The following is a 14,865-nucleotide window of genomic DNA, read 5'->3' as shown; positions in this document are numbered from 1 at the left end:
GGTGTGTCTCCGCCGCGGGCCAAATTCATGCCAATGTAAGTGCATTTTGAGCTTCTGCGACATATCGCGGTCTTTTGCGTTCCGAGCATTACAGGCAGATAAGCAAATCCCCGCTCACCGTAATGGTGAGCGGGGATGGCTGTGGGGCCACGGGGGCTCGAACCCCGGACCAACGGATTATGAGTCCGTAGCTCTAACCGACTGAGCTATAGCCCCAACCGGCCACATGTTTCTTGGCCGCGATCATTATAAGCGGATGAGGTATAGAAAAGTCGAATCGCCCCCTGTTCCAATCTGCCTCAACAAAACCCCGACTTTGCCCTGATGTCTCTTTGCAATCCCTACAGCACTTCCAAACCGGCATCTACCTGGCGATTTGTACCATTCCCCAAACCCTTATATAGTCTTCTCATGTCGCAAGGGAAACCTTGAGAACAAATAATCCTCCATAGCTCAATTGGCAGAGCATTCGACTGTTAATCGAAGGGTTACTGGTTCGAGTCCAGTTGGAGGAGCAAAATAAGCCGGACGTGGTAAACATTAAGTTACCGCGTCCGGCTTTTTAGTATCCATATCCCAGACCATACGCTTCTTTACCCATCATCTTTCCCTGATTTTCTCTCCTCTTATTCCCTCACGGAGATAGTTGGCTTTTAGAGTTCTTAGGTAGGCTGGATTCCAAGCATTACAGGCGATCAGTATTCGTACTAAAACAAAGTGAGTAGGAAGAAAATCAATGATCCAATTTGTGGTTGGCGCTGCTGCCGGATACGTCTTTGGCACAAAAGCCGGTCGTAGGCGTTATGAACAAATCAAAAAAGGATACCAAGCGGCAGTTTCCTCACCCGTGACGCAAAAAGCAATGCAGGTAACCCGCAAGGCCATCGCCAATAAGCTGGATCCGCAACCCCGGATGAAAGAAGTAAAAAACTTAAAGCAAGCAGACGGATCAACCGTCTTAGAGCCTGATCACGACTAGCCACCCCATTCATAGAAGTTTAGCCTATCCTTGATATAGACTGCGGTACTTGAAGCCCGTTCATAATCGAAACCGAAAGGTTAAAGCCCTATGACTCGCAACTTCCGACGTTCCCTCACCGCAGCAGCCGGTGTCTTGGCGCTTGGCACTGCCCTCGTCGCTTGCTCGCCACCGCATGAGAACGATTCAGAGAAGAAAGTCGACACGGCAACATCAGCGGCCGCCCCCAAGCCGCAGACTCACAATCACCCAACGGAAAGCGCTGCAGCCTCTACTTCCGCCCAGGCTACCGGATCCGACAAAGAAGCTACCATCGTGGCTTCTGCTAACCAGAACATTGTGGAGGGGCAAGAGATCACCCTCAACGTCAGTGGCCTTAACCCACAGTCTGGCTACTATGCCGCCATTTGCAGCGCAACCGCACCCCATGGTTCGCCTGCCCCGCTGTGTACTGGACAGCACTCCGATGCAACAGCACAGGCTTGGATTAAAGCCGGTGGGATGGGCACGACCCCACTGAACGCGGACGGAACTGCCACTGTGACTCTCCGCGCAGCGTCTACTGGACAAGGTCTCGATTGCAAAACAGACACCTGCGTATTGAAGGTCTTCGGTGACCACACTGAGGGATTCCGTGACGTAGCCAAGCTTCCCGTCACCTTCGCTTCCTAAAATCAGCTAGCAATAAAACCACGACAGAGACGCTATTAAGCGCTTACGTCGTGGTTTTACATTTATTGAAAGACCCTTTTAAGCAACTCGCGACGCGACTGCTCCAAGGCCACCAGGTCCGCGAACATGGAGTTATAAGCTACCTCGTCGTCGCTGGGACGCATCCGCTGGAGCTTCCCTTTAAGCAGGGCAATCTGATTTCCCACGCGCTGTTCTTGCAACCTAGAAAGCGTTTTATCTATGTGTTTAAGCAGGCCGTTTTCAACTTCATCTTCGGTTTCTATGTGCACCGGTTCAACGGCCAGCTCCGACACCAGCGATTTCCCCACGAGATCATGAACACAATCGGACACCGCGGCAAGCCACGCTGCCCCACCATCCGCGTTTGCGCACCCTCCGGCCTGGGCAATAGCCACATTGAGCGCCGCATATGTCTCATTGCTAAACGCATCGTCTGGTAGATCATCAAAATACCTACCGGCTACGTGCGGATACTGAAGCGCAAGTTTCAAAGCTTCTCGCTGTGGCCATAACCGTGGATCTTTACGATCCGGCAACACCATAAGAGCTGTAGCTATGCCCTCAGAAGAATTGCTGTTCGCATCAAATCGGGTTGCTCGTTTTGCCTTTGGGGCGTTCCTCGGACGGCGCTCTGCAACGCGTACCTGTTGGATTACCTCATTGGGGTCGGGCCAGCCTACCCAACCGGATAATAAACGCGCGTATTCCGTCTTCAACGCCCGATCTTTAATGTCTGCGACGATGGGAACTGCACGTCTTAAGGCTTGGAGTCGCCCTTCCACGGAGTCAAGAGAATATCCAGCTATGAGTGTTCGAATAATGAACTCGAACATGGGAACCCGCTGCGCGACCAGGTCGCGGACGGCCGCGTCCCCTTTGCTCAAGCGCAAATCACACGGGTCCATACCCTCAGGGGCCACCGCCACATACGACTGGCCAGTAAACTTCTGATCACCTTCAAAAGCCCTCATAGCAGCCTTTTGGCCGGCCTCATCACCGTCAAAGGTATAGATGAGGGAACCGGAAAAATAGGAATCATCAAGCATGTAGCGACGCAAAATTTGGAGATGCTCCTCTCCAAAAGCTGTGCCACATGCAGCCACAGCCGTAGTGATACCGGCCGCATGCATCGCCATGACATCGGTATAGCCTTCCACCACCACTGCCTGGTGATTCTGCGCAATGTCTTTCTTGGCGTTATCCAAACCAAAGAGAACTTTGGACTTTTTGTAGAGCAAGGTCTCGGGGGTGTTCATGTATTTGCCCAGCTTGTCATCGTCAAAAAGCTTTCGCGCCCCAAAACCAATAACGTCACCAGAAACGCTCTTGATCGGCCACAGCAAACGACGATGAAACCTATCAATTGGTCCACGCCGGCCCATCGTGGACAAACCCGCAGCCTCAAGCTCTTTAAAATCAAAACCCTTGCGCAGCAAATATTTTGTAAGAACATCCCAGCCTTCAGGCGCATAGCCGCATTCAAAAGCATAAATATGCTGCTGAGAAAACCCCCGATCTAACAGAAATTGCCGGGCAGTGGCAGCCTCCGGGGTTTCTAATTGCTCCCGGTAAAAGGCATGAGCTGTCTTATTCGCTTCGATCAAACGACGGCGTGTTCCCGGCTCCTCCCGGCGCGCACCTGTAGTTCCGCCCTGATAGTTGATCTGATAGTGGATTTTCTCCGCGCAGGCTTCTACGGCCTCAGGGAAAGTAAGGTGCTCCATCTCCATGAGAAAGCTGAATACATCGCCGCCCTTGCCCGTGGAAAAGCAATGGAAGTACCCATGGTTAGGGCGAACATGGAACGACGGAGTCTTTTCCTCTTTGAACGGGGAAAGGCCTTTTAGAGAATCCGCTCCGGCTGGCTTTAGTTGTACGTACTCCCCTACGATCTCCTCGATCGGGGTGCGCTCCCTAATCGCCTGAATGTCGCTGTCCGGTATTCGTCCCTTTGCCATAGCCACTACATTAGCGGTCTATCCACGCTTGCAACCATCTGAGTAGCACAATGCCCAGCTCGAAAAAATTTTCCTAGCTGGGCAGCGGCTATAAAGACTAACGACGCGCTAGTCTCGTGGTTCCTCCGGCTTATTCCACTGTCACTGATTTGGCCAGGTTTCGAGGTTGATCCACATCAAATCCCTTTGCTGCGGCAACTGCGCAAGCAAAGATCTGCAGGGGCACCGTGGCCAGCAACGGTTGCATCAAGGTCGGTGACTGCGGGACGCGGATGATGTGGTTGGCGTAGGCCTCCACAGCATTATCACCTTCCTCAGCGATAACAATTGTGATCGCACCGCGTGCTCGAATCTCTTGAATGTTGGAAACGATCTTCGCGTGCAAGGAGTCGCGTCCTCTTGGAGAGGGCACCACGACAAAAACAGGCTGGCCTTCCTCGATGAGGGCTATAGGCCCATGCTTGAGCTCACCGGCGGCAAATCCCTCTGCGTGGAGGTACGCGAGTTCTTTTAGTTTGAGGGCTCCTTCCAAGGCTACGGGGAAGCCCACGTGGCGCCCAAGGAAAAGCACTGACTTCACGTCTTTAAGATCCTGAGCCAGAGCCTTGACATCATCCTCGTTCTTCAGCACCTCCTCGACCTTCTCTGGGATTGCACGTAACTCAGCCACTACTGCGTTCACTTCATCCGCGAACATGTTGCCCCGCAGCTGCGCTAGGTAAAGCCCTAGGAGGTAGGTGGCAGTGATCTGCGCCAGGAAGGCCTTTGTGGAAGCTACTGCGATCTCAGGACCCGCATGGGTGTACAGCGAGGCATCCGATTCCCGAGGTATGGACGAGCCGTGGGTGTTGCAGATAGCGATGACTTTGGCACCTTGTTCCCGCGCATGGCGCACGGCCATGAGGGTATCCATTGTCTCGCCAGACTGTGATAGAGCCACAACCAGAGTCTTTTCGTTGACAATCGGGTCCCGGTAACGGAACTCATGGGCCAATTCCACTTCAGTAGGGATACGGCACCAATGCTCGATTGCATACCGAGCCACGTGTCCCGCGTATGCAGCGGTGCCACAGGCGATAACAATAATCTTATCTACGCTGCGCAAAAGGGATTCCTCGATGCGTACTTCATCGAGGGTAAGCTTGCCGTTTTCGTCGAAACGCCCCATGAGGGTATCGCGGATAGCAGCCGGCTGCTCGTGGATCTCTTTCTCCATGAAGAACTGGTAGCCACCTTTTTCCGCTGCCGCGGCGTCCCATTCCACTGTAAACGGCTTGCCCTCTGCCGGGGTGCCGTTGAAGTCAGTAATCGCATAAGAGTTCGGCGTGATGGTTACGATCTGATCGTTGTCCATCTCCACGGCGTTCTTGGTGTAGTCGATAAAACCGGAAACATCCGAGCCCAAGAAGTTCTCACCTTCTCCCAGCCCAATGACCAGCGGAGAGTTGCGGCGAGCAGCAACAATACGATCAGGGTTATCGGCATGAATAGCTAAAAGTGTGAACGCACCTTCCAAACGAGTGCAGGTCAACTGCATCGCCCGAGAGAGATCGCCCTGCGCTTCTCCAGCTAGGATGCTCCCCAGCAAAACTGCGGCCACCTCGGTGTCTGTATCCGATACAAAGTTATGACCCTGCGCCACAAGCTCGCTTTTCAGCTCAGCAAAATTCTCGATGATGCCGTTGTGGACCACTGCCAACCGGCCATTATCCACCACATGAGGGTGGGCGTTTGTGTCTGTGGGACCGCCGTGGGTTGCCCAACGGGTATGTCCGATGCCAAGAACGGAATCGGGCATTGGGCTCTTTTTCAGCTCCTGTTCAAGAGAGGCAACTTTGCCTGCTTTCTTGCGGAAATTGATCTCTCCGTTTGCAAGGACAGCTACTCCCGCAGAATCGTACCCACGATATTCGAGCCGCCGCATCCCTTCGAGCACCACGTCAAGAGCATAATATTCACGCCCAGATGCACTGGGGGTGCCAACAAATCCTACGATTCCACACATGCGCCTCATGCTACCGCATTGCCGCTGGTAGCGACGTTTGCACTGTTCAAAACAATTTTTTTCAACTCTCCACGAGAATAGTTAAAAGCTTGTCTACCCCTCCGGCAATCCATTCCAGCGACATGACAGAATAAATCCATGCCCTCTACTTCACCGTCCCCTAAAAAAGCTCTCCCCACTGCGATCGCAGGGGTGCTCATCGCGATTGTTGCAGGGGCGCTGGGATTAAATTTGTCCTCTCACGATTCCCCCGTGGGGAAAACAGACAGTAGTCACGCACCGCTGTCTACATCTTCCGTGTCCACTCCACAGACTCAAGAGCGCACAAAACCCTCCGTAAAAAACACTGCTGCGCCGTCCTCCGGACTGAGCTCTTGTACCGTGGACTCGCTACCCAAGGAAGCCAAAAAGACCATCAGCACGATCCTTTCTGGTGGTCCCTTCCCGTATCCCGACAACGACGGCGTTAGGTTTGGCAACTATGAAGGCATCCTGCCCCGTCAATCCCGTAATTACTATCGTGAATACACAGTGGACACGCCGGGGTTACACCACCGTGGAGAACGCCGCCTTATCACCGGCGGTGGTTCCCAACGCGACCCCGACACGTGGTACTACACCAACGATCACTATGAAAGCTTCTGTGAGATCCCTGATGCCGAATAACCACAACATCATTCGTGTTCATAACATTGATAGCCGGAAGACGCTATACCAGCAGGCTGCATCCCAGCTATATACACCGGACCGCAAGCCCCCTCGTACTATCGACGCTTTTGTGGATATGCTGCGCGAGTTCAACATCACCCGCATCCAATGCGCTGGATGGCACATGCCAATGCAGGAGGCCAATCCGCTTCTCTCAGCTTTGGTTTCTGAGCGCATTACGTTGGCCATCACCCAGGAAAGTTAGCCAAAAAATCCCGCAAGATCAGCGGATTGTTTAGCTACTCGTTCCAACCTGGACTCGGTCATAGAAGCAATCTGGTCAATAATCACACGTTGTTGCTCTGCTGGATTGTTGGCCTGCTCCCACCAGGTCCGGAACATCGGGTCTAAGGCGCCACATCCGCCGGCGGTTAAATACTCAAAGACCCGATAGATACGTTCGCGTTGTCGGTCTTGTCGAGTCACGTGGGTGGGGGCATCCATGACATATAAAACAGCGATTGTTTTAAGTAGGGTCACCTCCGCCATAACGTCGGAGGGTATAACGATTCTCCCCGTGCCTCGCCCTAAGGGGGTTTGCTCAGTGTTTTCCCCACGGGAGGCTTCGATAACAGCGCCTATATAGCGTCCCACTAGTTCGGATGTCATGGACTTCAACGCGGTAAACCCTTTAAGAGTGCCATTAAAATCGGCAGCAGCGGCAACCACGGGCAGGTCTCGTAGGCGATCGGCGGCGTCGATAAGCGCTGCAGGATCGCCGCCAAATGCACGCGCGCCTTTTTCTGCGAGCTCTGCAAGTTCTACAAAATCCCATAGCACGTTGAGGTTTACGCGTCCGGAGACAATTCCGTCCTCCACGTCATGCACCGAATAAGCTATGTCATCAGAAAAGTCCATGGCCTGCGCCTCCACTGGAGGGGCTTGATCGCTATGTCCTTGTCTTATCCAATTGAGAATCTCGCGGTCCTCGTCATAGCACCCATATTTCCGGTTAATACTGCCATCAAAATTAGTTTTTGTACGTGGATACTTGCAGGCGGCGTCTAAAGACGCGCGAGTGAGGTTTAGGCCAAAGGACTCTCCTTGCGGAGACAAAATTTTGGGCTCAAGCTTGGTCAAAATCCGCAGTGTCTGAGCGTTTCCCTCAAACCCGCCACACTCCGTTGCTATCTCGTTGAGCGCGGTCTCTCCATTATGCCCATACGGTGGATGCCCAATGTCATGAGTAAGGCCCGCCATCTCGCAGAGATCGGGATTAAGCCCCAACTCAGATCCAATCCCCCGGGCGATCTGTGCGACTTCTAGGGAGTGAGTCAAACGAGTGCGCGGAGTATCGCCTTCCCTCGGGCCCACCACCTGAGTTTTATCCGCCAGCCGGCGCAGCGCAGCCGAATGCAGTACTCGTGCACGATCACGAGCAAATGGTCCGCGTTCATCATCGTGGTGCAGCATCTGGCTTTTCTTTCCCGGCTCCACGCATCGACGGGCAACATCCTCCAAGGAATACTTATACATTTTTTCTCTTCCGAGTTTCCTTTAAAAACCGAATCCGGGGTGCTCTCGAAGGCCTCACCGCAGCTTGGAGGTCTCTTAATTTAGTCTCCAATCCCACTGCCGCAGAACGTCCGAACAACGCCGACACGGCTACTACTAGCAGCCCTCCGTGTTCATGCAGAAAAGTAATCCACCACGCTTTGGAAGGAAAACGAGTAGGGCTGTAAGGCGTCGACGAGGCAACCGCCTTTATCCCCTGCAGTCGCGCTATAAGCTCAGATCTCAACGCATGGTTAGGGTCAGTCACGATGAGCACGGGCCCTGTGACAACCTCTTTGACAGCGTTAAGAGAGCTCCAGGTGTCATTGCCATGAGGTACCTCAAGCACAAGGTCTGAATCCACATGTGCTTTTAACAGATATTCACGCCCAACTTGGGCCTCCGTAAAGCGATCACCGGGTAACTTCCCGCCCACCGTAATCACCTTTTGCACGCGTGCTGTCTGCCATTGGTCTGCTGCCCACCGGAGACGCGCCGCAAACTGCCGTGATGGGACGCCATCATATTGCGCCGTTCCCAGAACCACGATTGAGCCAAAGCGCCCCCGTTTATTTTTGGGGCGAATTCGCCCGCGTAGCACCACCGCAACTGACGGTAACGCCGCTAAGCAAAGCACAACTACCACTGGATACAACGCATCTTTCCGAGAACCAGGAAACCGAAGACGTTCTCCCCTGCTACCGCCGTTGGTGTGGCGTAGGAAACGAGTTCTCGGAAATCTGATGTTCATGGAACCTAGTCTGCCAAATCCTTGGGATTACCAACAGATCCATGGCAAAAAGAGTCTGCGGCTAGGCCGTCCTGCATTGCCGTCCTGTGGTTTTCTTAGTAGCCAAAACACACCCGTCAGCAAACGCCGATCAAAGCACAACGTTGGATAAGACGACTAAACTAACTCCCATGCACACGCGCGTGAAAACCACATGGGGTCCACTAGGCCGACGCTCCGCTGCCACCGTCTGCAGTAGCGCTCTACTTTTAACGCCACTACTGGGAATACTTCCCTTGGCGTTAACTCCTCCGTTAGCCGTTGCGGAACGCGTCCATGTGCAGGCCGAAGCGCCGCAAAAATATACCAAACCAGTCACAGACACCACGGGGACTCTTACCAAGGCACAGACTAAAGAAATTTCTTCTGCCATCTCCGAGTTCCAAAAAAATCATCGCAGGCAGATGAGGGTGGTTTTTGTCCATACTTTTGACGGTTTAACGCCCGAGGCCTGGACTAAAAAAGCAGTGGATGCCAACGGCGGGGCTAATGTTGCTGTCTATGCGTTGGCCTTAGACAGTCGCGAATTTGGTATCAACGCTGGCGCACAATGGCCAAAGTCCCTAGACAATATGTATAACGCCGTCTATGACAAACTTCAGCAAGAAGATTGGTCAGGCTCTGCATTAGCGTTTGTAGCCAACGCAAATAACACGTCCTCAGGAACAAGTCCTGCTGGCGGTTCTTCCTCCAATTCCAATGGACAATCAGCGGCATGGCTCGGAGCCGGAGCTGTGGGGCTTGCGGGTGCAGGAGGCGGACTATGGGTATGGTCACGGCGCAAACGCAAGGCGGATAGCCAGGCCGTGCTCGAGCAAGGACGTGCTATTGAGCCAGGCGAGACTAATGGACTAGCCCAACTGCCTACCTCGGCGCTCGAGACCCTCGCGCAAGAAGAACTAGTGAGCACGGACGAGTCCATCAAAAGGGGGAAAGAAGAACTCGGCATCGCAGTGGCTGAATTCGGTGCAGAGCGCACCAGGAGCTTTAACCGCGCCATGAATGAGTCCACCACCACGCTCCAGCGTGCTTTCCAGCTCAAGCATCAGCTAGACACTAACTCCGCTAGTGATCAATTGGAACGACGTTCTCTTTTAATCGAGATTATTTCCAGCTGTGGAACCGCAGATGCCGCGCTCGATGCCGAAGCAGCTAATTTTGCCGAACTACGCAACCTCTTAGTAAATGCTCCCCAGCAGATTCTCAAGCTCACGCAATCCACCGTTGATGTGAGTGCTCGCATCCCCGCCGCAGAACAGACCCTGAGCGATTTAAAAGCAAAGTACTCCCCTTCAGTGGTCTCTTCCATCGAGCACAATGCGGAGATGGCTAAAGTAAGCCTCGCTGAGGCAGAACGCTGTCTGGATAATGCAGGTGAGATACAAAAACGTCCCGCCGGCGAGCAAAGCGGCATGGTGGATGCAATTCGAGGCGCTGAGAATGCCCTCACCAATGCGGAGAAACTGATAGTCGCAATTGAACGCGCAGATTCCACCATTGTCACCGCGCAAACCGGAATCCCCGCACTGATCGCAGAAATCAACGCTGAGATCGCTGAAGCCACTCAGCTGCGAGAACAGGGAATGCAGCAGGGAGCCCAATTAGACTGGGATTCTTTAGATAACGCCGTTACGCATGCACGGGAAGCAGTGCATCAAGCACAATCTCACGGCACTGTTGATCCCCTCGGTTCTTGGTCTTCACTTACCGATGCAGACACCCATCTTGATGATCAGCTTGATATCGCCCGCAAGACCACGACAGATCATGCCCGGCAGCTACAGCTGTTCAACCAGCAGTTCAGTACGGCCTCTGCGCACGTTCAGGCGGCGCAAGATTTTATTAGTACTCGCGGCCGCGTGGTCGGAGCAGAATCCCGCACAAAGCTTGCCGACGCCCAACGACTCATCGCTCTCGCGCAACAAGTACAGGGGCAGGATCTTCGCACGGCTACTAGCCGTGCCCGCCAGGCTGGCGCCGCCGCAAGGGCTGCACTGGAAAAAGCTCAACGCGACGTAGACCGCTACCAGCAACGCAACAACAACGGCTCAGGAGGTACTGGAGCATTCGTAGCAGGAATGGTCCTTAATGAGATCCTCTCGAACGGACACCGGGGCGGCTTTGGAGGAGGCTTCGGCGGTTTTAATGGCGGTGGTGGCTTCTCTGGTGGCGGTGGAGGGGGCTTCCGCGGAGGGGCCTTCTAAGCACACGTTACGGTTAAGGTCTCGCCCATGTTTTTATCCGGGCTGGGCCTTAACCTCTTAGATCGCGTGGGGCGTCGATAAGCCTGCATGCGTAACTTAAAAAAGCAAGACATGCAGTAGAGATTTGTTGTTCTAAGGAAATCTTTCCTGTGCCGCTACGCGAAAAAACGATTGTCCCGATCACTTCGCCCTGGCGAATTATCCGCCGCTTGGTGCTCAGTGTTGATGAACGATCAAGGCGGTACCAGTACTCACCGCACTGTGCTTTCAGCTGATGCACGCTCAACCCTACGGTGGTAAGCACGTATCTTATCCCAGATGTGGATTCTCCACGCACCACTATCCCCGTGGGGAATTTTCGTTCCACACTCACCCGGATCTGAGAGTGCGAAAGCACCACATGATCTTTGTCTATGCGCGCAAGAGCCTCCCCCGTGCCGCTGAAGAGAACATCGTTCTTCCATAACGCTTTATCCATGGGGAGGCTCTCTAGCTGATTAGAGAAGCGAGAGTATGACCACAGGAATCAGCAGAATCAGAAAGGCAATAAGCATCAAAGTAAAACTGCTTAACTTTGATTCCAGAACCGTCCGCGTAATCAGGGAGAGAAAAGCTTTCTGATCGTTGTTTAGAGCATTCCCCGGCTCAAACTCAGTGTAACTCTTCCGAACACCATTATTCCCGCCGGAGAATTGCCCTACCTTGGTCTCCTCTGGGTCTGCGTCTACATAAACCCAGTCGTTTTTATTCTCGTTGATCGCACGCATTTTACGCCCAGCAGCATCAATATCGATGCTGCTGGCTCGTCCAAAACCTTTGGGCGAAGCATCCGCTACAAAGGTGCTTCCATCAGGAAGCTGCGCTGTGATCTGCTGCTTGGATCGGCTCAGTACCCAGTCTGCACCGCAAACGTTCACGTGCTCAGAATCACAGTTATCTGCGGGGAAGGTGGCTAGGGTGTTGTTGGCGTCGTCGAGAAGCTCTACGGTGCCCTTAGCCCGGTTTCCCCAAGCTGTGTAATCCATTGAACTCAATCCTTTAAGCGGGTAGTGAACTGGCAATTCTAAGAGACGAGGCTAGCAGCCAAGCAAGCGTGCTGCGAGGTAAGACTCAAGCTGGTCGAGTGCTACTCGCTCTTGAGACATCGTGTCACGCTCACGAACAGTCACGGCGTTGTCCTCAAGAGTGTCAAAGTCGACGGTAACGCAGAACGGGGTACCGATCTCATCTTGGCGACGATAACGGCGCCCAATGGCCCCAGACGTGTCGTAATCAACGTTCCAGAACTTACGCAGCTTGGCGGCAACTTCTTCTGCCACCGGAGTCAGAGTGTCCTTCTTGGACAGCGGAAGAACCGCTACTTTCACTGGAGACAAACGTGGATCCAGTTTGAGCACTACGCGCTTATCCACGCCGCCCTTGGCGTTGGGAGCCTCATCTTCGCAATACGCATCCACCAAAAAGGCCATCAAGGCGCGGGTAAGGCCAAAGGAAGGCTCGATAACCCATGGAACATAGCGCTCACCGGTGGCTTGGTCGAAATAGCTCAGATCCTCGCCAGACTCTTTGATATGACAGCCCAGGTCATAATCTGTGCGGTTTGCCACACCCATGAGTTCGCCCCAAGGATTGCCCTGGAAGCCAAACTTATACTCCATGTCTATAGTGCCCTTGGAGTAGTGCGCGCGCTCCTCTTCTGGCACATCAAACTGGCGCATGTTCTCTGGATTAATGCCCAGGTCTACAAACCAATCCCAACAAGCGTCGACCCATTCACGGAATTTTTCATCTGCTTGATCCGCTGGAACAAAATACTCGATCTCCATCTGCTCAAACTCACGAGTACGGAAGATAAAGTTGCCCGGGGTGATCTCATTACGGAAGGATTTACCCACCTGTGCGATGCCAAACGGCGGCTTCATGCGCGCGGTGGTCATCACATTCTTAAAGTTAACAAAGATACCCTGAGCAGTTTCAGGACGCAGGTAATGCAACCCCTGCTCATTGTCCACAGGCCCCAAGAAGGTCTTCATCAGCCCAGAGAACATCTGCGGTTCAGTCCAGCTACCTGGCTGGCCGGTCTCAGGATCTGGAACATCAGCCAGGCCGTTCTCCGGCGCATGACCGTGCTTTGCCTCATAAGCCTCCAGCAGATGATCTGCCCGGTAGCGCTTGTGAGTGTGCAGCGACTCCACCAGAGGGTCAGTAAAGGTTGCAACGTGCCCAGAGGCATTCCACACCTGACGCGGAAGAATAATGGATGAGTCTAGGCCAACTACATCTGCACGCCCCTGCACAAAAGTGCGCCACCATTGCTTCTTAATGTTCTCCTTGAGCTCTGTGCCCAACGGACCATAGTCCCATGCAGATCGTGTTCCACCGTAAATCTCACCACAGGGGTAGACGAGTCCACGTCGCTTACACAGATTGACGACGGTGTCGATGACATTGTTCTGAGCCACGAGGTTGAACAACTCCTTTAAATAGATCCTAGGCACAATGGCTTTGTACCCAGTACGGCTAGCCGGCATGGCTTATCGACGTCCAAAAGCATCGATACTTCAACTAGTAAACCCCGAAAAAAACTCTCTACGCAACACCGTAGCCTCCCCCGCTACCGCAATAAGGTTTGCGGAAATACATCAGGCTTCAAATCTGCGTCACTTTTACGAATTTCCGCCAGTCCAAGCCATTTAATTCATACTATTTCTATCCGCCTTAACACCTCCCTATGCAGCAAAAAAGCGATTTGGTCAATCAACTGCACTACCCAATTAGGGTGACGCAATTTAGGTTGGGAAAACAATGTGGCATAGTTAAACCATAGGTCGCATAACTGCTACATAGGTTTTTCTGAGTTTTCGTTCATCGCGATTCCCTCTAGCTGAAACGAAAAATCAGAATTGGAACATTAGGAAGGTTAGGCGGAAATGGACAGTAGCCCGCGCCTTTCCACTTACGTGGCTTCATCGTCGGATCAGATCAACGCGCAGACCCCTCGCATTATTGCCATAGATCAACCGTTTGATCCGTCCCTCGATTACGTGGGAGTGGCATCGCTATTTGGGGCATTTGATTCACCGCTTCGTCTCCAGATTCTTGGACTCTTGGCGGAGCGTGATCACTTTGTATTCGAACTTGTGGATGCACTTAAGTGCAGTCAGCCCTTGATTAGTCAGCACTTACGGGTGTTGAAGAAATCAGGGTTGATTACTAGCGAGCGTCGTGGTCGTCAGATCATCTATCGCTTGCTTCAGCCAGAAGCCATGCTGATTGTGGAAAAAACGCTTAGGCTCTTTGAAAAAATAGCCATTGAGAAGCGGTCGGTGTAGCGAACCGACACTTAGGTCCAGTCTAGGGTCCCTTTAAGGGCTTTAGACTGGACTTTTTCATTAGTGAGGCAAATAGGAAAGATCGTCCGTATGGTCTATATTGTCATTAGGAGGAAAAATTCACAGCTTATTGACAACGCTAGTGCAGCCAACAGGCATTTCTAATCCTTATATTTACCTTGGCTGTCCTCCCAAACTGCCACACCACTCGCGGGTGAATAACTCAAGAATCCCGCTTTTTGCTCTCGGCTCTTTCCGAGGAAGGAAGACAAGACATGAATCGCACTATCGACCGAAATGTGCCCAAGCTGGGAGTACGTAGTACTCGCCAGCGGACTGCCGTTGTCAGCGTCCTCAAAGACCTTGACTACTTTGCTTCAGCTAAAGCTATCCACCAAGAGCTTACAAAGCGAGACCTCAAAGTTGGTCTCACCACGGTTTATCGCACACTCCAGTCGCTTACAGATATTGAAGCTGTGGACGTTCTACACATGTCCAATGGCGAGACCCTATACCGCCACTGCCTCAGCAATGATCATCACCATCACTTGGTATGCTCCCACTGCGGCAAAACAGTGGAAATCGACGGAGGCCCCGTGGAGAAATGGGCCAAAGAAGTCGCGGCTACTCATGGGTTTGAGCTCACCGGACATGACGCAGAAATCTACGGACTCTGCCAGCAATGTAAACTCAGCGCATAAC

At 52.9% G+C, this 14,865-nt stretch carries 14 protein-coding genes and 2 tRNA genes; 8 read left to right on the top strand and 8 right to left on the bottom strand.

The window, feature by feature from the left end:
- Nucleotides 1-142 precede the first annotated feature (142 nt).
- Nucleotides 143-216: transfer RNA gene (locus tag CpATCC19410_RS05640), tRNA-Ile, on the bottom strand.
- Between the two features lie 226 nt (nt 217-442).
- Between CpATCC19410_RS05640 and CpATCC19410_RS05635 the strand changes: the two genes are divergently transcribed.
- The 3 genes from CpATCC19410_RS05635 (at nt 443) to CpATCC19410_RS05625 (ending at nt 1,651) form a co-directional block, all read left to right on the top strand.
- Nucleotides 443-515, top strand: a tRNA-Asn gene (locus CpATCC19410_RS05635).
- Between the two features lie 221 nt (nt 516-736).
- Nucleotides 737-979: a hypothetical protein gene (locus CpATCC19410_RS05630; RefSeq protein ID WP_013242367.1), complete on the top strand. Its 243-nt coding sequence runs from the start codon at nt 737-739 to the stop codon at nt 977-979.
- Nucleotides 980-1,069: 90 nt separating this feature from the next.
- On the top strand, nt 1,070-1,651 hold the full coding sequence (locus CpATCC19410_RS05625; RefSeq protein ID WP_013242368.1) for a neocarzinostatin apoprotein domain-containing protein: 582 nt from the start codon (nt 1,070-1,072) through the stop codon (nt 1,649-1,651).
- A 62-nt stretch (nt 1,652-1,713) separates the two neighbouring features.
- On the opposite strand, the gene dnaG is transcribed toward CpATCC19410_RS05625, so the two are convergent.
- Nucleotides 1,714-3,630, bottom strand: a complete 1,917-nt coding sequence (gene dnaG, locus CpATCC19410_RS05620; RefSeq protein WP_013242369.1) for a DNA primase — start codon at nt 3,628-3,630, stop codon at nt 1,714-1,716.
- Between the two features lie 130 nt (nt 3,631-3,760).
- Nucleotides 3,761-5,635: a glutamine--fructose-6-phosphate transaminase (isomerizing) gene (glmS, locus tag CpATCC19410_RS05615; RefSeq protein WP_014300849.1), complete on the bottom strand. Its 1,875-nt coding sequence runs from the start codon at nt 5,633-5,635 to the stop codon at nt 3,761-3,763.
- A 138-nt stretch (nt 5,636-5,773) separates the two neighbouring features.
- On the opposite strand from glmS, the gene CpATCC19410_RS05610 reads away from it, so the two are divergent.
- Together CpATCC19410_RS05610 and CpATCC19410_RS05605 are read left to right on the top strand one after the other, a co-directional pair.
- Nucleotides 5,774-6,301, top strand: coding sequence for a guanyl-specific ribonuclease (locus CpATCC19410_RS05610; RefSeq protein ID WP_013242371.1), 528 nt, complete (start codon nt 5,774-5,776; stop codon nt 6,299-6,301).
- A complete protein-coding gene (locus CpATCC19410_RS05605) occupies nt 6,291-6,548 on the top strand; it encodes a hypothetical protein (protein ID WP_014300850.1) in 258 nt (85 codons plus the stop codon). Before CpATCC19410_RS05610 ends, CpATCC19410_RS05605 begins: the two co-directional genes overlap by 11 nt.
- On the opposite strand, the gene CpATCC19410_RS05600 is transcribed toward CpATCC19410_RS05605, so the two are convergent.
- On the bottom strand, nt 6,545-7,819 hold the full coding sequence (locus tag CpATCC19410_RS05600) for a deoxyguanosinetriphosphate triphosphohydrolase (protein ID WP_014300851.1): 1,275 nt from the start codon (nt 7,817-7,819) through the stop codon (nt 6,545-6,547). The two genes, CpATCC19410_RS05605 and CpATCC19410_RS05600, sit on opposite strands and share 4 nt — an antisense overlap.
- Nucleotides 7,812-8,588: a YdcF family protein gene (locus CpATCC19410_RS05595; protein ID WP_014401304.1), complete on the bottom strand. Its 777-nt coding sequence runs from the start codon at nt 8,586-8,588 to the stop codon at nt 7,812-7,814. The genes CpATCC19410_RS05600 and CpATCC19410_RS05595 overlap by 8 nt, the downstream gene beginning before the upstream one ends.
- 170 nt (nt 8,589-8,758) lie before the next feature.
- Between CpATCC19410_RS05595 and CpATCC19410_RS05590 the strand changes: the two genes are divergently transcribed.
- Complete coding sequence (locus tag CpATCC19410_RS05590; RefSeq protein ID WP_014522450.1) at nt 8,759-10,831, top strand: TPM domain-containing protein; 2,073 nt, start codon at nt 8,759-8,761, stop codon at nt 10,829-10,831.
- A gap of 49 nt (nt 10,832-10,880) precedes the next feature.
- On the opposite strand, the gene CpATCC19410_RS05585 is transcribed toward CpATCC19410_RS05590, so the two are convergent.
- From CpATCC19410_RS05585 to CpATCC19410_RS05575, 3 genes are read right to left on the bottom strand one after another with little or no spacing between them, the layout of a single operon-like run.
- Nucleotides 10,881-11,309: a hypothetical protein gene (locus CpATCC19410_RS05585; protein WP_013242376.1), complete on the bottom strand. Its 429-nt coding sequence runs from the start codon at nt 11,307-11,309 to the stop codon at nt 10,881-10,883.
- Nucleotides 11,310-11,328: 19 nt separating this feature from the next.
- Nucleotides 11,329-11,856, bottom strand: a complete 528-nt coding sequence (locus CpATCC19410_RS05580; protein ID WP_013242377.1) for a hypothetical protein — start codon at nt 11,854-11,856, stop codon at nt 11,329-11,331.
- A 51-nt stretch (nt 11,857-11,907) separates the two neighbouring features.
- Nucleotides 11,908-13,293, bottom strand: a complete 1,386-nt coding sequence (locus tag CpATCC19410_RS05575; RefSeq protein ID WP_014300853.1) for a glycine--tRNA ligase — start codon at nt 13,291-13,293, stop codon at nt 11,908-11,910.
- 468 nt (nt 13,294-13,761) lie between these two features.
- On the opposite strand from CpATCC19410_RS05575, the gene CpATCC19410_RS05565 reads away from it, so the two are divergent.
- Complete coding sequence (locus tag CpATCC19410_RS05565; RefSeq protein WP_013242379.1) at nt 13,762-14,163, top strand: ArsR/SmtB family transcription factor; 402 nt, start codon at nt 13,762-13,764, stop codon at nt 14,161-14,163.
- Between the two features lie 275 nt (nt 14,164-14,438).
- Nucleotides 14,439-14,864 carry a Fur family transcriptional regulator gene (locus CpATCC19410_RS05560; protein WP_013242380.1) on the top strand — a complete coding sequence of 142 codons (426 nt, stop codon included), beginning with the start codon at nt 14,439-14,441 and terminating at the stop codon, nt 14,862-14,864.
- Nucleotide 14,865: the final 1 nt, after the last annotated feature.

The organism is Corynebacterium pseudotuberculosis (genome assembly GCF_002155265.1).
Taxonomy (GTDB): domain Bacteria; phylum Actinomycetota; class Actinomycetes; order Mycobacteriales; family Mycobacteriaceae; genus Corynebacterium; species Corynebacterium pseudotuberculosis.
This window is presented reverse-complemented; position numbering and strand designations above follow the sequence as displayed.